Origin of the sequence: Spiroplasma endosymbiont of Diplazon laetatorius, assembly GCF_964019625.1 — a bacterium.
Classification (GTDB): Bacteria; Bacillota_I; Bacilli_A; order Mycoplasmatales; family Mycoplasmataceae; genus Spiroplasma_A.
On sequence record NZ_OZ026458.1, the window covers coordinates 756,409 to 776,280 of the forward strand.

Here is a 19,872-nt window from a genome sequence, read left to right on the forward strand (position 1 = left end):
CCTCCTTAAATTATTTCATTAATTCAGTTATCACAATCTTTTAAAGCTTCTATAAAAACATCAATATCTTCTTTTGTGTTATAGATTGAAAAACTAGCTCTTATTGTTGAACTTATTTTAAAAACATCAGTTGCCAATCTAGCACAATGTTTTCCAACCCTAACTGAGATATTGTACTTTTTGTTTAAAAAAGCACCAAAGTCTTGTGAATTAACATTTTTTAAATTAAATAAAACCATTGGTTGATTATTTTCTAAGTTATAGAATTCAAACTTATCTTGATCTATTTCGTTCAACTTACTTCTGAAGTATTTTTTTAATTCTTCTTCATAAGCAATTAGATTATCCAGTTTTAAATCATTTATCATATCTAAACATATACTAAAAGCATATATTGCAGATAAATTTAATGTTCCTGCTTCAAATTTTTCAGGGATAGGAGCTAACTTATAGTTATCAACACTAATATTTGTGTTGTTCCCTCCCCCGTAAAAGATTGGTTTAAGTCATTTTAATATTTCTTTTCTAGCTCAAAGAACTCCCAAACCAAAAGGTCCATAAAGTTTATGAGTTGAAAAAGCAACACAATCAACATCTAAATCAGTTACATCGATTTTGTTATGTGCAATTGATTGAGCAAGATCCAATATAACAATCACTTTTTCATTTATGCTTCTAATTTTTGAAACTATTTCTTTTACTGAATTTAATCCAGCAGTGGTATTTGAATTCATAGCAAATGATACAACTTTTGTTTTATCATTAACTTTTTCACTTATTTTAGAAATATCAATTAAAAAGTTTTCATCTAATTCTAAATAATCTATTTTAAGATTTTCTTCTTCTGCCAAAACCATTCATGGCAATAAATTTGAAGAGTGTTCCATCTTTGTGACAAGTATTTCATCACCTTTATTTAAATAATTTCTCATACCAAAAGCTAATTGATTTAAAGAATGAGTAGTTCCGCTTGTGAAAATAACTTCATCTTTATCTTTAGCCCCAATAAAATTTGCTATTTTAACTCTTGTTTCTGACAAGATTTGATTTGCTTTATAAGCATTATCAAATAAGTTATTGTGAGAGTTTGCAGCTATTTTTAAGTCATATTCTCCTTGCGCTTCAATGACTCTATCAAATTTAATTGAAGTAGCTGCAGAGTCAAAATAGATTTCCTTTGCATTATTTTTAAAATATGAGAATTTATCTTTAAAGTTCATTAGATCATTTCCTTTAATTGTTCTTTTAAGTAATTTAATAATTCTTCTTCAAGAATTTCTTGGAATACTGGTTCAAAGTATCCATTGATAATTAATTCTTGAGCTTGTGTTTCATTTAATCCTCTTGATAAAAGATAAAACACTTGGTCTGGATCAAGCATACCAATTGCATTGGCATGACTTGCAACAATATCATTTTCATCAATTAATAAAACTGGATCTGAATCCGCTTTCGCTTCTTTATCAAGTACTAATAATCTTAATTCTTGGTGAGCTTCTGCTTGATTTGAACCTTTTTTAATATCACTAATACATCTTATAAACCCTTTTGAAGTATCTTTAAGTACTTCATAAGTTCTTATATTTGAATAAGAGTTTCTTGCATTGTGAACTGATTTTATAATTGAGTTCTTTTTGATATTTTTATTAATAATTGTTGAATTATAAAATTCAACTGAAGTATTTTCTTCATTTAAGTTAATTGTAAAATTATCATCACAATCATAATTTGCTATATTAGATATTTTTAAGTCTAATCTTGAATTTTTCTTTAAATTAAAATTAATATTAAACTCTTTTTTAGCACTATCTTTTGAAGGTAAAAACAAAATAATTACTTTCATCTCTACATCTTGTTCAAGATTCAAATCAATAGTTCCAAATTTGTTTTCTAACAATATTATTTTATTTTCACTATTATCAAATGTAAAACTTGAAGGTAAGTTCTCTCTAAAATCTATGTATGACTCATTTAATTTTAAATTAGTCATTATTTAGCTAGTTCCTTTGCTCAAGCATAACCTTCTGTGTTGATTCTTTCAACAATTTCGTTTCCACCACTTGTAATAATTTTCCCATCAATAATAACGTGAGCATGTGTTGGTTTAACTTTTTTAAAGAATCTATCGTAATGTGAAACAATAACCATTGCATTTGTTGATAAATCAACTTCGTTTAAGTTTTTTGAAACAACTTCTAAAGCATCAACATCTAATCCTGAATCAATTTCATCAATTAAACTGAAGATTGGATTTAACATTTTTAGTTGTAAGATTTCATTTTTTTTCTTTTCTCCACCACTAAAACCATCATTTACAAATCTTTTTAACATATTTAAGTCAAAGTCCAATTCTCCTGCACCTTGTTTAATATCTTTAAAGATTTCTTGTAGTTTTTTCTTTTCATCACTGTGAGCATTTACTATATATTTTAAAAACTCTAAGTTTGAAACACCTGGAATAGTTTGGGGGTTTTGCATAGCTAAAAATAACCCTGCTTTACTTCTTTCATCAACACTCATTTCTAAGATTGATTCTCCATCTACTAAAATATCTCCTGCTGTTATTTCATATTTTGGGTGTCCCATAATAGCCATAAGTAATGTTGATTTTCCATTACCATTAGGCCCCATAAGAGCATGTATTTCTCCTGAATTAACAGTTAAATTTACTCCTTTTAAAATTTCTTTATCTTCTATACTTACGTATAGATCTTTTACTTCTAATTTATGCATTTAAAAAAACTCCTTGCTCTATTATTATAGATACTTATGAGTGAAAATAAAAATCTATTTGAAATGAGTTTTAAATTAATTAAAAACTTTATTTTATTTAGTTTTAATTGTAATTTAATGTCATTTTGCCTTATTTTTCTTTATAATTATTTTGATATACAAACCAAGGAGTGAATGGTGTGAAAAAATTATTAACACTGTTAGGAAGTGTTAGTTTAATAACAACAACAGCACAAATGGCTGTTGCTTGTAGTCCAAACTACGATCAAAAAGATAAAGACGGAAACTCAATTCTTATTCAATTTTTACAATCAATAGATGGTACAGCAAAAATTAGTACAAACGATGTTCTTGCTAAATTAATTAATAAAGATGGTCCAAAAAATAAGGAAAAACTTACTTTAGACCTTTTAAAAATGATCAACCTTTCAATATTATCTAATGCAAAAGATAATAAAGATATGATCAAGGAAGAAAGTATTTATACAAACGATGGTTTATCAGACATTTTAGTTAAAAAATGAGATGAACTAAGCTCTGCTGTTGATAGACAAATCACAACAGAAAAAGATAAATACAAAAAAGAACACGGTAAAAAATGAGAAAAAGAATGAAATAAAATGCTTGTAAATAAATACAGCGTTTATCAAGATGACGTTAAATCTATGGATAAAGATTTCCTAGAAAACAAATATAAAGCAGATATCTTATTATCTGATTCAAATAATAATGCTTCAAAAACATTATTAGATGTTTTACTTAAAACTGATCAAATGGGAGTTGAATGAATAACTCCAGATCAAGTTATTAGAAAATATAACGCACTATCTAAAGTAATTCGTGATGCTGGAGATAATGACCAAATAATTGCAAATTACTTAAGATCAGATTTAGATCAAATAGCTCAAATAAAAAACTCAACTGTTAAAACAGGCGAAGAAAGTAAATGAGAAAATACATCTTTAACTGCAGATAAATCTGATAAAGAACTTGCAGATGCAGCTAGAGAAGTTATTAAAACAAGCGTAAACGATATTAAATATGATGCCCCTGTTTCATTAAATGAATTTACAATTAGTGGTAATAAAACAAGAGCTGGTTTCTTAAGTAATTCACAAAGATTCTTTTTAGATAAGTGATATAGTAACCAAGCTCCACTTGCAATAAGTGAAGTTGTAATACCTTTCTCTGAAGGTGGTTCTTTTGATAAAGGATTCACACAAGAAAGCTTTAAATCTAAAGATCAAAAAGATCAAACTAACTCAAACAATGTATTAGGTAGTGTAGAGGACGAGAAAGTTTGAAGTATGTGAATGAGATCAAACAAAGTTGATCAAAGAGAAGATGCTACAGTTAAGCACTACGATAAACTTATGACTTTAAGTAATTCAACTGACTTTACTCAAGATATGAGAACAGTTGTTTATGATTATGTTTTAGGAAAAGATGCTTCATCTCAAATAGCAGGTGATGAAGATAAAAAAGGTATTAAAATTGAAACAGCTGACCTTAAAATTGAAACATTAATAGATAAAATAACAAGAACAAAAGACAAAAACTTTTATGCATATAATGATAAGGGTCAAGTTTTCTATGTAGATTCAACTGGTCTTCACATCGTGAAGATAGATGGATATAAACTTCTAAAAGAAGGACAAACTTCTAAAAATGGAAAAAAACAAGAAGGTATTGTTGAAAACAAAATAAATAATGAAACTTCTAAGGAATTAAACACTTTTAAAGAATTTAATAAATTAGATGCAAATGCAAAAGTAGAAGCTCTTCAAAGTGATGGAGACATGAATAATGTTACATCAAACAAATACTACAAAGGTATGAACACAACTGTAACTAATGAATATTTACATTATTTAGTTAATGTTTCTATGCTTAAAGGTTTACAAGGATCAGCTTCAAGCTTTGATATAATGGCAGAAGTTAAAAATTGAGCTCAAGTTAGTTCAGCTTCAGATTCTTCTTCAACATATTGAGCAACATGTGTTTTTGATTACTTCTTTAAAATATCAAAAACTATTTCTAATCAAAATGAATTTATTGAAAAATATATAACATTTGAAAAAAGCGATAACGAAACAACACAAGAAACTATTGATAGTACAAAAGAGTGATTTAACACTCAATTAAAAACTAAACAAGATTGAATTGGACAAAGTTCATCAAGAGCATTTTATAATGCAAATACAAAATGAGCAGATGAAATAGAATCCAAAACAGTTGCAAGTAACTATCCAAGACAAGTTATTAGAAACTCATGATATGACGGAAAAATGGTTGAAAAAGTCGAAGGTCTTTGATGATCACCAACAGATGCTGGTGCTGGTCAAACAACTACAATGACAAATCAATTTGTAAACGATTCAATAATTAGAAAAAATTATAATCTTGTTTACGGAAACATTGGGAACTATTATGATTTTTATAAAAATGGAGGTGCAAGATAATGAAAAAACTACTAGGTATGCTGGGTGCTGTTTCATTAACAGTTGCTTCCCCTTCTCTTGTTGTTGCTTGTGGTACTAATCAAAGAATTACTAGTCCTAAGTTAAACAAAGATCTTGCAAAACAATTATTAGTTTCTATTTCTGGAAATAAAGACTTAGCAAATATAGACTTTGGTTCAATGTTTACAGATGCTGAAATAGAATCAGTTATTGTAAATATGGTTAATGAACTATTATCATTACAATATTCATTTGATTCAACAAACGCAATGTATGAAAAATTAGGTTTTAAAAATAAATATACTTCTAACACAGAAACAGGAATTGAAGATGCCTTTAAACAAAGATATAGTTTAGAGTCAAGAACAGTTGCTGAAAACAAGTTATTTGAAGAATATACAAAATCAATTAAAGGTGATCGTTTAGATTACTGAAGTGTTCAAAACAACTATAGTTTAAACATTAAAAAAGATACAACTGTAAAATCATTCGATGGTAAGGAAGATATTAAAGTAAGTAAAAAGTATTCTTCTATTTACTTTGGTGGTACAGGTGCTTCAAATATTTGAAGATTTACAAATGAATTAGCAAATAACAAAAATGCTAATTTACCTGAAATAACAGATTTAACAAAGGAATATTCAGGAGAAAAAAAAGCAAACTTTTATGTACAAGTGGGCGAAAATGATTTTAAAGAAATATCTTCTAAAACAGCTTTATATTTAAGATTTCAAGACTACTTCAATTCTAAATTACTTGAAGATATCAACGAAAACTTATTAACAAGCGCTTATTTAAAAACAAATATGTTTGACATTAAAAAAAGCAAAGATGAAAACAAAGGAGACAGTCCTTACATCAACCCTTCATCAGCTATTTTCAACAAAACTCAAACATTGAATGATAAAGATGCTTGAAAAACAAATGTTAAAATGGTTTGAACAATGAGGTTTGATAATACAGATCCTAAGGTTGAAGTTGCAGTTTCAGATGCAATTAGAGAACTAAACACTAAAATTGATAGTGCTACAGGTGCATTTAAATTTGATGACAACGGAAAAGGCAACACTGTTTCAGATGTTATGGATTCTATAACACAAAAAGTTAGTGGAAAAGCAACTATAGTAAATGATACAAAAGCTGGATACGATTCATACTTTGGATTAAAAGGTTATCAAGGATTAACAATTTACAATGGAGACACTTCTTTAGGTGATAGCCCTATTTCAGGAAAAGCTTATGAAGCAAATATAAAAGCTTGAAATAAAGGAGCTGGAATTGTAAAAAGTGATAGAGGTTTCTTAACAAAAGATGCAGAAGACTCAAACTATGCTGACTTAGTATTTGTATTGCCAATTTATATGATTGAATTGTTAGGTGGATCAGATACAACAAGCACATATAAAGTAAAAGGTAAAACAGTTGAAGGCAAAGAACCCGAAACTAAAGAAATGATTTTCAGTAATACAACTGGAGATGATAATATTTACATCGATAGATGAAATAGTATTAAAAACAAAGAATTACACACAGAAGATGTAAAAACTTTAGCGAAAAAACCAACATCACAAGAAGCTTTATTAAACGAAATCATGTATGCAGTTTCAAAAGATACATCATCAAGCGATTTAGCTAAAACAGTTATCTATTCTAAATATTTAGATAAAGATGAAGTTTATTATGCAGGTCTTTGAGATAAAATTGGAACTTACATCAAAAGTGAAGATGATAAAGACGATTAAAAATAAAATAAACCTGATTTAGGGTTTATTTTTTTATACAATATTTACGAAAAGAGGTTTTTATATGGATTGTATATTTTGTAAAATGGTAAACAAGGAAATGGATGCAAAAGTAATATATGAAAATGAATACACAATGGCATTTTTAGATATATTTCCAAATAGTGATGGTCATTCTCTTGTAATACCAAAAAAACACTTTGAAAATTATGAACAAACAGATGACTTCTATCTTCAAGAAGTTGCCAAAACAAAGAAAATTGTAGCTAAAATGTTGAGAGAAAAACTTGATGCAAAAGGTATAAATTACGTTTCTAATCAAGGCTCTGAAGCATTTCAAATGGTATTTCACTACCATGAGCATATAGTTCCAAAATACATTAAAGAAAAAGGATATACTTTTAAAATTAATGTTGAACCTGGAGAGTTATCAGATATAAACGATATTTATAATAAATTAAAATAAAAAAGGAAACTAATTAGTTTCCTTTTTTTCATAATGATTTAGATAACTTCTACCCTCTTCAGAAAGTATTCTTCCTGTTCAAGCACCTTTTTCAACTTTAGCAAGTTCATCATTTATCTTATAAATTCTTGCATCTAAAGCATCTAAAGATGAAATAATAACACCTTCTAATAAGTTTGGCTCAACTGGTGATCCATATTCATTTTTACCATGACTTGCAAGTATTACATGTTGTAGTTTTAAAACATCTCTATTGTTTTTTAAACCAAGCTCAATAGCTTTGTTTGAAACAAAAGCATTACCTATTGAAATATGACCTAATAATCTTCCTTCATCAGTATATTCTGAAGCATTTTTTCCTGCCATTTCAACTACTTTTCCTATGTCGTGAAGAATAGTTCCACAATAAACTAATTCTCAATCCACATCAGCATATTTATAAACTTCTTTTATAGCTTTTGCACCCATCAACAATGAGTAACTATGTCAAAACAGTCCCCCTATTACGTTATGGTGAATACTTACAGCTGCTGGATATGATTTAAATTGTTCTTCATATTCTTTTATTATTGATAGTGTAATTTTTTTATAAACTTCATTTGAAATAGAGTTTATAAATTCAACAAGTTTTTCATAGTTAGATTCAACATTTATAGGAGCACTTATACTAAACATTTCTTCTTTGATGTTGTGTTTTGCAAAATCCTCTTCTTTAATAACTTCATAAGAGTTAACTTTTAATTGTAATTGTTGTCTGTAAACATTTGTTGCAGCATCTATTTTTACAATTACTCCATTTTTTAATTCTTCAACATCTTTATCAGTTGAATTTCAAAGTCTAGCCTCTATTCTTCCTGACATATCAACTAAGTTAATAATCAAATAATTTGATCCATTATTACCAGTTGATAATATAGTTTTCTCTATTCTAGCTATTAAAGTTACTAGTTTGCTATCTGCGTTAATTTGATTGATCATATTCGTTCTCCTCAAAGATAAGTTAATTTTAACAAAAAAAACACTATAAATAGTGCTTATTTCTTATTATATTAAAAATCCAGGATTTTTTAATATACTTATAAATTCTTTACCAAACATTATTGCATCTTCTGGTTCCAACATATTTTGATTGAAAGCAAAGTTTACTTTTACAAAATTTGATAAGTTACCATCTTCTTTAAATGAGTTTGATATTGTTGAAATATATATTGAAACTATTGAGTCTTTTGATAATCCAAAACTTGCATTATCAAGACCTAAGTTTGATAAGTCATAAATGGTTACTTTTAAATCTTGATTATCAAACTTAATGTCTTTTGATATTTCTTTTGTTATATTTAAAATACTTGAATCTTCATTTACTTCAACAACTGTATCACTAATTGTAGCATCATCTGCTTTAATCAATCTTACAAGTGATTGATTAAAATCTAATTCATTAAACTTAACAAGAGTCTTTTTAAGTGCTTTTACATAAAATGAATTTAATTCTAAGTCGACTCCACTTTCCCTTAATGGTTCAACCATTAAAGTATGTAAACTAATAAGTGCTGTTATATCTAATTTGAAAGAGAAAGTACCAACATTAGTTTTATCAACTACCACAGTTTTTTCAGTAACATTAGAGTTATCTTTTGATTTATTTAAAGGCATTGATGAAACTTCTTTGATTTTGTCATCAAGATTTTTTATTTTTTCATCAACTCTTGCTAATAGCGAAGATATAGTTTTAGAACTTTCTTCTTTAGTATTAGTTATAAAGTTTGATACTTTTTCACTAACTTCTTTAAATTTGTTTTCGAATTGTTCCACACCAACTTCTTTATTTGAGTTTTCTAATTCTTCTTTTAATTTATTACTAAATTGACTAATTCTTGAATCAATGTCTTTTATTTTAAATTCAAGTTCTTCTTTTTGATTCTCAATATTATGGAATTTGTTTTCTAATTCTTCACTATTTTTTAAGATTTTTTCAAGTTTTTCATCATCAAATTCATGTAAGTAATCAAATTTAGGACCTTCATGGTTAAATCCTTCTTTATCTGCTTCCACTTTTTTTTCTAATTCTTTTTTCTCTTTATCAATTTCTGCTTTAACTTCATCAATAACTTCTTGATTTTCCTTAATTTTTAACTCTTCTTGTTCCTTATTTTCAGTCTCTAAAACTTCGTCTTCCATTTCTTTACCTTCAGATTCTGGTGTAAATTTAGATAAGAATTTTTGATTTGATACTTTTTCTAGAACTTGAGTTTCAGAAACCTTTGGATCATGATTTGAAAAGATTTCTATATCTTTTTCATCTTCAAATACTAAAGCATGATTTAAAGCCAATTCTTCTGTTATAGAATCTGCAACTGTTAATGGTTTTATATCCAAATGAACTATTGCTGTATCTGTTTTTTCATAAACTGGTGCTTCAAATACTTCAACTTTATTTTCTTGTTCTTTTTCGACAATGAAATCTTCAACTATTTTATCCATTGATTGTGTTTCACTTATTTCTTGTGCATTGTTAACGCTTAAGTAATCTAGACTTGATAATTCTTCAGTTAAAGAATCAGCAACTTCAATGTATTTTCTATCATCAACTTTTTTAGTTATAATTTCTTCTTTTACATCAACTTTAAAGTCTTCGTTAATTTGATCTATAGAAACAGTTACTCCTACTTCTTCATATTCACCATCATTTAGGTGTTCAAGATCAGCTAATTCTTTTGTTAAAGAATCTGATGCATCTACAACTTTTTCCTCTGATTGTGTATCTTCATTTATTAGTTTTTCTAAGTAACCAAACTCATTTAATCCTTCTTTTAAAGTATCATTAATGTTTGTTGGTTTTTTAAGTAAGCTATTTATCTCTTTATCTGAAAAAATATCAAAAACAGTGTCACCGTGTGAAACTATTAATGATTCAATTACATATATATTTCTAATTACACCTTCAATTGTAGATGTTATTTCAAACTTCTCTAATTGAGTTGAAATTAAAGCAAGAACATCATCTTTTTTTACTGGTTGTCCTTCTTTAACAAAAACTTTTTCTACAATACCCTTATATTTTTTAGGATTTTTAAATTTGATTTTCTCCATAAAATAGCCCTTTCAGAATTAGTGTGCCCAAACACTATACTTTTTTATTTTACACTACTTTATGAAAGTATTAAAATTTTTTTAAATGGCATCTAGTATCATTTTATTGTTTTCAGATATATCTAAAAGTCTTTTAAAACACTTATCAAAATTATTAGTTCTATTATAGTGCTCAATAGGTAAACCTTTACAACTTTCCAGCAATCCAACAGACAGTTTGCAAAAATCTAATAATTCACCTTTATAAGTTGGTAATATTGGCCCAAAACCTCTATATAAAAGCATTGAGTTAGCTATTATGCTTAAAAAAGGTATTGTATATACACCTAATGGTTTTTCAATTGCGAAATAAATATATGTAATTAGTAAGTCCTCAATAAAGGCTTCAAGACTAGCTTCTTCGATTAAACTTTCTTCAAAAAAAATTATCATCTCTATTGTTTTGTTTTTACCAGTGGCCATATTTAAAAATACATGTTCATATTCTCCAGAAGAATCTAGCAACATATATACTTCTCTATAATTATTTACATCAAAAGATCACTTGTGTTCTCCTTCGTTTCTAAAAGTTTCTTTAGATTCTATTATTTTTAATCTTATTAACTCTCAAATCCTTAGAAAGTTAATCAACTCTTTCCCATAAACCTCTATCGAATCATCAAGGAGGTATTGATCATCTGCTATTAATTCAAAAACTTCATCTTCAGAAAATTCAAAATCTTTATAATAAGACATACTTGATACTAGTTTTGCTCCAATAGTGGATCACAATTCCTTATTTCTGTACAAAAAAATTACTTCCATATAAGGTAATTTTATATTTTAAACTAGATAAAGCTTTTTAATAATTCTAAAGAATTTTTACATATATATGTGTTTTTTTCTTCTTTAGAATCAAATTTTAAACTGTTATCGAACTTCACAATACCCATATTAGACTTCATAGGCTTTAATTTTTTATGTTTTGGATTAGTTATATAACTAATCAAACTTCCTAGTACAGTGTCCTCTGGAAGTGGTATAAATTTCTTATTATTTATAACACTTAATATCCCTCTAGCAGCGACCAAACCAGAAGCAAAAGATTCAATATAACCTTCTACACCAGTTATTTGACCTGCAAAAAATATGTTTTTCTTTCTCATCATTTGAAGTTTTTTGTTAAGTATCTTAGGGGAATTTATAAAGTTATTTTTATGCATAACACCAAATCTTCTGAAAACAACTTTTTCTAAACCAGGAAGAGTTGAAAATATTCTTTTTTGTTCTTTTCAAGTTAAATTTGTTTGAAAACCCACAATATTATATAGGTTATCAATTGCATCATCTCTTCTAAGTTGAACTGCAGAATATGGTTGAATACCATCTTCATTTTCAAGACCATTTGGAGACATAGCCGATCTTAAGAGTATTTTTTTAGATGTTTTTGCCAATTGTTCAATTGGTTGGCAACCCTTAAAGAATATTTCTTGTTCAAAATCTTTCAATTTAACTTGTTCTGCATTTACAAGTTCATTGTGAAAATCGTTAAATTGTTTTTCGTCTAAAGGAATGCAAATATAACTATTGTCATTTTTATGTCTAGATTTGTAGTAAACCTTTGTAAAATCTATTGATTGCTTTTCTAAAATCGGAGCAGATGCATCTAAATAGAATAACTTTTGTTTACCCAGTAACTGCTCTAATTTAATTTTAAATTCGTCAGAACAAAGAGGACCTGTTGCAATTAAAACTATTTCTTCTGTATCTATGTCTAAAAATTCTTCTTCAAATACTTTAATATTTTCATGTTCTCTTATTCTTTTATCAACCATATTAGAAAACAATTCTCTATCAACTGCCAAAGCATCATCAGATGGTATTTGTGTTTTATAAGCACAATCTAAAATAAAGGAACCTAGTATTTCAAGTTCCTTTTTTAATATCCCTACTGCATTTTGTGTTGAAACACTTCTAAAAGTATTTGAACAAACTAATTCAGCAAAGGTTTCTAGTGTTTGTATTTCATTTTTATGAATTTTCTTTTTTTCATATAAATGTACTTCTACACCATTTTCTGCAAGTTGTCATGCAGCTTCACACCCCGCTAAACCAGCTCCGATTATTGTAACTTTCATAATTATTTCTCCAATAATTCATTTATCTTTTCAGCACTTGATAGTTCATCTCAACTTGAGTTATTTCTAACACATGATCCAACGTGAATATTGTCAGATATTTGTTTTAATTCTAAGAAGTTATCTTGATTAACTCCTCCTCCGATTAAAACCTTTGTGTCAAGATTCATTGAAACTAATTCTTTTAAAGTTTCCATACCATCTTTAATGTTTTTACCACCACTTGTAAGAACATTATTTATTTTTAATTCATTTAAAATAGCATAAGATTTTTTAAAATCTTTAACTTCATCAAAAGCCTTGTGAAATGTTACTTCTAAATCACCTTTAATTTCAATGACTTGTTTTAAAAAATCAGTGTCTATTGTTAAATCTTTATTTAAAGCACCAATTACTATACCGTTGGCTTTAGTATTTTTAATAGCTTTTATTTGTTCAATCATTTCTTTCTTTTCTTCATCACTGTAGAAAAAGTCTCTTTCTGTATTTCTAACTATTACATTTACTGGCAATACAGAATAAGAACAACATTCAATAACATCTTCTAAAAAAGGTGTTAGTCCACCTATTTTTAATTCTCTACAAAACTCAATTCTATTTGCATTTGAGTTATTGATTATTTTTATATCCTTTAAATCTTTAGCAATCACTTCTAATAACATCTTATAAATATGCCTCTAATTCTCTAATTTTATCTAGTTTTTCTCAGTTGAATTCTTTTTTACCAAAATGTCCGTATTTACTTGTTCTGAAGTAAACTGGAGATTTTAAATCTAAATTTTCAATTAAAGAGCTAACTTTAAAGTCAAAGTTTTCTCTTAAAGCTTTATATAAAATATCCATTGATACTTTGTTTGTTCCAAAAGCTTCTATAAATACAGAAACAGGTTCTGATTTACCAATTGCATAACTAACTTGAATTTCTAGTTTATCTGCTAGTTTTGCTGCAACCATATTTTTTGCAGCATATCTACACATATAAGCAGCACTTCTATCCACTTTACTTGGATCTTTTCCTGAGAAAGCCCCTCCACCGTGACGTGAGTATCCACCATAAGTATCTACTATTATTTTTCTTCCTGTAAGACCAGTATCTCCTTTTGGTCCTCCAATAACGAATCTACCAGTAGGATTTATTAAAACATTGAAATCAGTGTTTAAATTATATCTTTTTGCAATTACATCCATAATGTTTGATTTAACAAATTTTTCAAATTCTTCTTTGTTGTAATCAGCATCATGTTGAATTGACATTAAAATAGTTTCAATTCTTGGGTTATTTTCATTTGTGTAATCCATTGTAACTTGTGATTTCATATCTGGTTGAGCTCACTTGAAAGCTCCAACTTTTCTTAACTTTGAAGCTATGTGAACTAAGTCATGAGCAACTTGGATTGAATAAGGCATATAAGTAGATGTTTCATTATTTGCATAACCAAACATAATTCCTTGGTCTCCAGCTCCCATTTCTTCTTGTTCAACACCCATAGCAATATCAGGTGATTGTGTATTTATTTTAACTACAATCTCACATGTTTTTGGATCTATACCAGTTTCTTGGTTATCGTAACCAACTCTTTCTAAAACTCATTTTGCAATTGCTGCATAATCAACTTTAGCTTTAGTTGTTATTTCCCCTCCAATTAATAAGTAGTTTTCTGTAACAAAAGTTTCACATGCCACTTTTGAATTTGGATCTTGTCTTAAACATTCATCAAGTATTGCGTCACTTATTTGATCACAAATCTTATCTGGATGTCCTTCTGAAACTGATTCACTTGTAAATAATCTTCTCATTGTTTTTTTCTCCTCTTGTAAATAAAATCGTAAAATAAAAAAACTTCCCCAACAAAAGAGAAGTTTTTAATAGCCTCATCGTTGGTTTCCCCTTAATTTAAGCACCTTCATAAAATGGGTTGCTACCACATCAACGAGTTGTTTTCTCTCAGTGGTTCTTAATAAGAATTATTTAGTTTTTCTAAAGTAATAATAACAAATATTTATATATTTTTAATTATTAATTCAAATATTTGTTCTGAATTTTTTGTATTTAAGAAATAATGCTTAAATCCTTTAACTGTTTCTAAATTATATTTATCTTTCTCTAATTTTGAAATGTATTTTACTGTATTTTTAGAGTTACAGTAAAAGTCTGTGTTTGACATTATTAGTGTAAATTTGCTTTTTGAATTATTTATATTCTTAACACTAACTTTGTTTGCTTTTTTTCATAAATAATAATCTCTTGTATTCATTGAGTTCTTAGTTGTATTTTCATCTTCTATTACTTTTGCAAAATTAGAATCATCTGTTAAATCTGAACCATTTAAAGGTAAAGCTAACCTAGCATTTGCTTTAAATAATGTTCCTCATCAAAGTTTTAAATAAAAGCCAAAAGTCTTTTTGTATACATTATTAAGTCTCATTGAAGAACATATTATGCTGTGAATTTTTTCATCTTGTGATAAAAATGAAGCTATAGTCGATCCAAATCCATCTCCCAATAAGATTATTTTTAAACTAGGGTATTTTTCACCTATCTCTTCTACTATTTCTCTTAAATCAGATATCGTAGTTCCAAAGTGGTATTGGTTATCAACTATATTTTCACCACAATTTCTTTGATCAAAAGAAACTAAAGAATATTTATCTTTATGAGTTTTTCTCAACCATAATTCTAACTTATCAAAATCTTTTCTATTTCTAAACATATCATGAATACCAATTATTATATATTCACTTTTTTGATCAATTTCACCAAATCATCTAAGCTCATATCCATCACTTGTTTTGAACATTTTCTTCTTAATAAGTTCACTTTTAACTATTTGGTCTTTTTTAAATTTAAGCTTATTAAACTTAACTATTCTAGCTATTAAAGCTAGAATGAAAATTAAAGCAAAAGTACCTAAAACAGCATAAACAATAACACTTAATAAATCTCAAACTGCATTTCATATTCCCATAAAATCACCTTTCTTAATTATAAATAAAAAAAACACTTTTGAAAGTGTTTGTTATTGTAAATGTATATTAGTCTCCGTGTGATAAATCTAATGCGTAAACATCAAATTGTCCCATAAATCAGAATGCGAAGATAACGTTTTGTTTTCTAATAATGAACTCATCGTTACCCATAACGTTAATTGCTTCATATATAACGTTACCAGCATCTTGCTCAAGGTTAATTCTCATACGTTCGAAGTCATAAATTGTTGATCTACCATACATTTCGTTTTTACGTTCGAATTCAACTTCAGTTAAAATTCTTTCATATGTATCTCTGTATTTTGCAGCTGTTTTAAGTCTTTGTTCTAAACCTCTACAAACGTTTTTAACTTCTTTATCTAAAGCGAATAATGCTTCGTGTAAATTTCTAAGCTTATCATGTCTTTTCATGTCGTCATCTCCTATAAGGTTATTTCTTTAATAACAATATTATACACAAATTTTCTCAAAAATACTATAATAAGTGGATTATTTGCCAATTCGATATTTTTGAAAATTTTTTAAACTAAATAATTTGTAATCTTTTAATTGATTTAACTAGATTTTTTTCATCAATTGATATTATAACACCACATAACATTCCTTCATTTTCTGATGGTATGAACTTTGTTGGTAATCCAGTTTTTTCTTTAAAGATAACTTCATCTGGATTTGCTCCGATTATAGAGTTTATAGGTCCTGTCATACCTAAATCTGTTATAAAAGCAGTTCCTTTAGGAAGTATTCTTTCGTCAGCTGTTTGAACGTGAGTGTGTGTTCCAACTAAAGCAGATATTTTACCGTCATAATTTCATGCAAAAGCTAGTTTTTCAGCACTTGCTTCAGCGTGAAAATCAACTATATGAATGTCTGAATTATCTTCTTTTATTATGTTATCCATAACCTCATAAGGATTGTTAACATGTTCCATAAAACTTTTACCCATTAAGTTAGTAACTCTTACTTTTTTACCTTGAAAGTCATAAACATTTGTTCCAATTCCTATGTTGTATGAATTCATGTTTGCCGGTCTTAAAAGATCATCAACTTTTTCAATAAAATCAAAAGTTTCCTTTACTTTAAATACATGATTACCTGTAGTTATTACATTTACACCGAGTTGTTTTAAAAAATCATAATGATTCTTATTGATACCTTTACCGTGACTTATATTTTCTCCATTAACAATTGTGAAATCAATTTTATTTTCTTCAATAATTGATTTAATATGTTTTTCTAAAACATCTCTTCCTGATTTTGAATATACATCTCCTATAATTAAAAAGTTCATTATAAATTTTTCTCCACTTCTACTATCAATTCATCAATTGATACATTGTTGGTTTTTGCTTTATCTAAAATATCTTTTATTTTAGAGTTTTTAGCTTTCAAATTTAATTTTTCTTCTAAATCTAATAAAGATGAAGATGTTTTGTTTATGCTGTCATAAACGGCATTTCTAGAAACACCAAATTCCTCCGCAATTTCTTGTAAAGTAAGGTCTTCGAAAAAATATAATTCAAAATATTGTGATTGTTTTTCAGTTAATAAATTTTTGTAATAGTCATATAGTTCAGCTAAGTTGGCAGTTTTTTGTATATCTTGGTTTATCATACTATTTGTTTTCCATAAAATCAGATGTTAAATCTCAAATATAATTATCAACATCAAATTCTTCTATATCATCTACAGTTTCGCCGGTTCCGATTAATTTAACAGGTATATTTAAAATATCTTTAATAGCAAGTGCTATTCCACCCTTGCTTGTTCCATCCATTTTTGTAAGAACTATTCCACTTACATTTGTTGTTTCAGCAAAAACTTTTGCTTGGCTTATACCATTTTGTCCTGTTTGAGCGTCAATAACTAGTAATCTTTCATGAGGACCATCTGTCACACTTTTTTGTATGATTTTTGTCATCTTTTCAAGTTCTTTCATTAAGTTATCTTTGTTTTGAAGTCTTCCAGCAGTATCTATTAATAATAAGTCATATTTTTCTTCACTTGCTTTTTTAATACCATCAAAAACTACACTTGCAGGATCTTTTGATCCATTTGTGGATTTAATTAAATCAACATTTTTCAGTCTTTTATCGCATCATTCTTGTAACTGCTCAACAGCACCAGCTCTAAAAGTATCTGCTGCTGCAATAAGAACTTTTTTACCCATATTTGAATAATAGTTTGCTATTTTAGCTATACTTGTTGTTTTACCAACCCCGTTAACACCAACCATTATAAATACATTTAATCTATTATCTTTATAGTTTAATTCAGTCTTGAACTTACCACTATCTGTATATGTTTCATAAATTTCTTCAACCAATATTTCTTTTATTTCTTCAAAAGAATGTTTTGGCTTAGATTTTTTTTGCACTCTATTTGATATTTCAAGAACCATTTTCATACCCATATCTGTTTTAATAAGTATATTTTCTAATTCTTCAAAAAAATCTGAATTTGGTTCTTTGTAACTTTTACTTAGTTTTTTAATATCATTTGAAAAAGTTAGTGTATTTTTGTGGTCCTTTTTATGTTTTTTTTGTATTTTTTTAACTTCTCTTCTTTGTTTTAAATTATTTCAAAATCCCATAAAAGTTCCTCATTTCTCTTTATTAATTGTATAATAATTTTAATATATTATACATATATTAATGTGTGAGGGATAATTATGAAGAAGATGTTAACAGTTTGACTTTCATTAGGACTAACTGTATCAGCAGGAGTTGGATCAACTCTTAAGAATGAAAGCAAAAATACTAATAAATACTCTAGGTATTTAACTTCAATGGATGATTTTTTATATTTAAAAACAGATGTTGGTTTAGACATAAAAGAATTAGATGAAAAACATATAGAGAAAGCTTTAAGAGATTCTTTTAATAGTGATAAATTAGGAAAAGAAGTTTTTGAAAATGTTGATTACGAAGTAATTAGTAGTGATAATGGTGAATTAACAGTTTTATTCAAAGATAAAAAGGGAATGAATTTGTTAAAAGAAAAAATAATATTAAAATTCAATATGGTTTTATTTAATTATGACAAGATTAAAGAATTTGTTTATGTAATGGATAACTATATAGTTACTAACCCATTAATTTTGAATAAAAATAAATACTTACAAATAGAAATTGAAGATCTATTGAAGTTCAAATTCAAAAATCTATTCGATAGATATGCGGCATCAGTTTTATATTTAGATAACATTAAAGAGTTTTGAGAGTTTGTTGATTTAGAAGATATTTCAAATCAAAAAAATGAAACTATAAAAGCTAAATTCTTGAATGATAGTAGATTGAATTTCAAAATACTTAGAAGTTCAGAGTCATTCGGAAATGATGAATTTGATAAATATATAAATTTTTCTGTTAACGAAAATATATTCAAAAAAGAAATTTTCAATTGAATAAAAAAATATGCTTTCTTTAATGGCGATTTAAAAGATTATAATAATTTATTTGAAATAGAGTTTAAAGATGAAAAGACAGTTACAATTTCACTTTCAGATAAATTATTTACAAACTCAAAATTAATAACTTTAAATAAAATAAAATAAAAAAAGAACTTTAAAGTTCTTTTTTTATTTATTTGGTTCTAAATTGTTAATTATAGTTTCTTGAAGTTCTTCAAACTTACCAGTTCTAATAAATTGTAATGTTTCTTCAATATTAATTAAACACTCCCCTGCTCTTTCAAGGTTTTTTAATTGTCTAACAATAGTGATAATTTTTTTAGACTCTGTTTGATTTTTAGCTTCAAAGTTTCTTGCAGCTAAAGTATTTGATAAATTTGAAAACTCGATACTTAATTGTTCTTCTGTTTTTAAAACTTTTTGATGTTGATCGTTGTCGTAGTTTTCAATCAATGATGAAACTATGTTTAACATTGTATTTACTAAATCAAACATTTTTGAAATATATTCAATTTCAATTGGTTCTGGATTATATTTTAATGTAAATGCACAAATGTGTTTTGCAACGTCAGCAATTCTTTCAATTTCACGACTTATTAAAACTCCCCCAACAGCTAATCTTAAGTCTCCAGCAACCATTTGTTGCTTTGCAATTTTTCATAAAGCCATTTTAGTAAAACTATTTTGTAGGTCGTTTATTTTTAAATCTCCATCAACTACTTCTTTAGCTAATTCTAAATTTTGTGATTTAAGAGATTCGAATGTATTTGCATATTGAGACTTTGTTGATTCAACTAATCTTATCAATTCACGTTTAATACTTTTGATATCATTATCTAATATTTTATTGTATGACATTTCC

At 27.0% G+C, this 19,872-nt stretch carries 19 protein-coding genes and 1 riboswitch; of the genes, 4 read left to right on the top strand and 15 right to left on the bottom strand.

Features of this window, described 5'->3' with window-relative positions; genetic code table 4:
- Positions 1-5: 5 nt before the first annotated feature.
- The 3 genes from AACL10_RS03645 to sufC are packed head-to-tail and all read right to left on the bottom strand — an operon-like array spanning position 6 to position 2,733.
- Positions 6-1,220, bottom strand: coding sequence for a cysteine desulfurase (locus tag AACL10_RS03645; RefSeq protein ID WP_338984677.1), 1,215 nt, complete (start codon positions 1,218-1,220; stop codon positions 6-8).
- Complete coding sequence (locus tag AACL10_RS03650) at positions 1,220-1,990, bottom strand: SufD family Fe-S cluster assembly protein (RefSeq protein ID WP_338984679.1); 771 nt, start codon at positions 1,988-1,990, stop codon at positions 1,220-1,222. The genes AACL10_RS03645 and AACL10_RS03650 overlap by 1 nt, the downstream gene beginning before the upstream one ends.
- Complete coding sequence (sufC, locus tag AACL10_RS03655) at positions 1,990-2,733, bottom strand: Fe-S cluster assembly ATPase SufC (RefSeq protein ID WP_338984681.1); 744 nt, start codon at positions 2,731-2,733, stop codon at positions 1,990-1,992. The genes AACL10_RS03650 and sufC overlap by 1 nt, the downstream gene beginning before the upstream one ends.
- Positions 2,734-2,912: 179 nt before the next feature.
- Here sufC and AACL10_RS03660 point away from each other — a divergent pair, with 179 nt between their 5' ends.
- The 3 genes from AACL10_RS03660 to AACL10_RS03670 all read left to right on the top strand — a co-directional run bounded on the left by AACL10_RS03660 (position 2,913) and on the right by AACL10_RS03670 (position 7,403).
- Positions 2,913-5,195 carry a lipoprotein gene (locus AACL10_RS03660; RefSeq protein ID WP_338984683.1) on the top strand — a complete coding sequence of 761 codons (2,283 nt, stop codon included), beginning with the start codon at positions 2,913-2,915 and terminating at the stop codon, positions 5,193-5,195.
- Positions 5,195-6,937 carry a lipoprotein gene (locus AACL10_RS03665; protein ID WP_338984685.1) on the top strand — a complete coding sequence of 581 codons (1,743 nt, stop codon included), beginning with the start codon at positions 5,195-5,197 and terminating at the stop codon, positions 6,935-6,937. Before AACL10_RS03660 ends, AACL10_RS03665 begins: the two co-directional genes overlap by 1 nt.
- A gap of 64 nt (positions 6,938-7,001) precedes the next feature.
- Positions 7,002-7,403, top strand: a complete 402-nt coding sequence (locus tag AACL10_RS03670) for an HIT family protein (protein ID WP_338984686.1) — start codon at positions 7,002-7,004, stop codon at positions 7,401-7,403.
- 9 nt (positions 7,404-7,412) lie between these two features.
- On the opposite strand, the gene AACL10_RS03675 is transcribed toward AACL10_RS03670, so the two are convergent.
- The 11 genes from AACL10_RS03675 to ftsY all read right to left on the bottom strand — a co-directional run bounded on the left by AACL10_RS03675 (position 7,413) and on the right by ftsY (position 18,191).
- A complete protein-coding gene (locus AACL10_RS03675) occupies positions 7,413-8,381 on the bottom strand; it encodes a 3'-5' exoribonuclease YhaM family protein (protein WP_338984688.1) in 969 nt (322 codons plus the stop codon).
- Between the two features lie 66 nt (positions 8,382-8,447).
- Positions 8,448-10,493: an acetyl-CoA carboxylase biotin carboxyl carrier protein subunit gene (locus AACL10_RS03680; protein ID WP_338984690.1), complete on the bottom strand. Its 2,046-nt coding sequence runs from the start codon at positions 10,491-10,493 to the stop codon at positions 8,448-8,450.
- Between the two features lie 81 nt (positions 10,494-10,574).
- A complete protein-coding gene (locus tag AACL10_RS03685; protein WP_338984692.1) occupies positions 10,575-11,282 on the bottom strand; it encodes a hypothetical protein in 708 nt (235 codons plus the stop codon).
- Positions 11,283-11,320: 38 nt separating this feature from the next.
- Positions 11,321-12,616 carry a methylenetetrahydrofolate--tRNA-(uracil(54)-C(5))-methyltransferase (FADH(2)-oxidizing) TrmFO gene (gene trmFO, locus AACL10_RS03690; RefSeq protein WP_422398162.1) on the bottom strand — a complete coding sequence of 432 codons (1,296 nt, stop codon included), beginning with the start codon at positions 12,614-12,616 and terminating at the stop codon, positions 11,321-11,323.
- Positions 12,613-13,272, bottom strand: coding sequence for a copper homeostasis protein CutC (locus tag AACL10_RS03695; RefSeq protein WP_338984696.1), 660 nt, complete (start codon positions 13,270-13,272; stop codon positions 12,613-12,615). The genes trmFO and AACL10_RS03695 overlap by 4 nt, the downstream gene beginning before the upstream one ends.
- Position 13,273: 1 nt before the next feature.
- Positions 13,274-14,407: a methionine adenosyltransferase gene (gene metK, locus AACL10_RS03700; protein WP_338984698.1), complete on the bottom strand. Its 1,134-nt coding sequence runs from the start codon at positions 14,405-14,407 to the stop codon at positions 13,274-13,276.
- Positions 14,408-14,479: 72 nt separating this feature from the next.
- Positions 14,480-14,575, bottom strand: a riboswitch (SAM riboswitch).
- A gap of 35 nt (positions 14,576-14,610) precedes the next feature.
- Positions 14,611-15,576 (bottom strand): serine aminopeptidase domain-containing protein, encoded by a 966-nt coding sequence (locus AACL10_RS03705; protein WP_338984700.1) that lies wholly within the window; start codon positions 15,574-15,576, stop codon positions 14,611-14,613.
- Between the two features lie 67 nt (positions 15,577-15,643).
- Entirely contained in the window at positions 15,644-16,009 is a 366-nt protein-coding gene (locus AACL10_RS03710) for a hypothetical protein (protein ID WP_101780931.1), read from the bottom strand.
- Between the two features lie 115 nt (positions 16,010-16,124).
- A complete protein-coding gene (locus tag AACL10_RS03715) occupies positions 16,125-16,889 on the bottom strand; it encodes a TIGR00282 family metallophosphoesterase (RefSeq protein ID WP_338984703.1) in 765 nt (254 codons plus the stop codon).
- Positions 16,889-17,212 (bottom strand): YlxM family DNA-binding protein, encoded by a 324-nt coding sequence (gene ylxM, locus AACL10_RS03720; RefSeq protein WP_338984704.1) that lies wholly within the window; start codon positions 17,210-17,212, stop codon positions 16,889-16,891. Before ylxM ends, AACL10_RS03715 begins: the two co-directional genes overlap by 1 nt.
- 1 nt (position 17,213) lies before the next feature.
- Positions 17,214-18,191, bottom strand: coding sequence for a signal recognition particle-docking protein FtsY (gene ftsY / locus AACL10_RS03725; RefSeq protein ID WP_338984706.1), 978 nt, complete (start codon positions 18,189-18,191; stop codon positions 17,214-17,216).
- A 78-nt stretch (positions 18,192-18,269) separates the two neighbouring features.
- On the opposite strand from ftsY, the gene AACL10_RS03730 reads away from it, so the two are divergent.
- Positions 18,270-19,154: a hypothetical protein gene (locus AACL10_RS03730; RefSeq protein ID WP_338984708.1), complete on the top strand. Its 885-nt coding sequence runs from the start codon at positions 18,270-18,272 to the stop codon at positions 19,152-19,154.
- Between the two features lie 24 nt (positions 19,155-19,178).
- Here AACL10_RS03730 and phoU read toward each other — a convergent pair whose 3' ends face one another.
- Entirely contained in the window at positions 19,179-19,868 is a 690-nt protein-coding gene (phoU, locus tag AACL10_RS03735; RefSeq protein ID WP_338984710.1) for a phosphate signaling complex protein PhoU, read from the bottom strand.
- Positions 19,869-19,872: the final 4 nt, after the last annotated feature.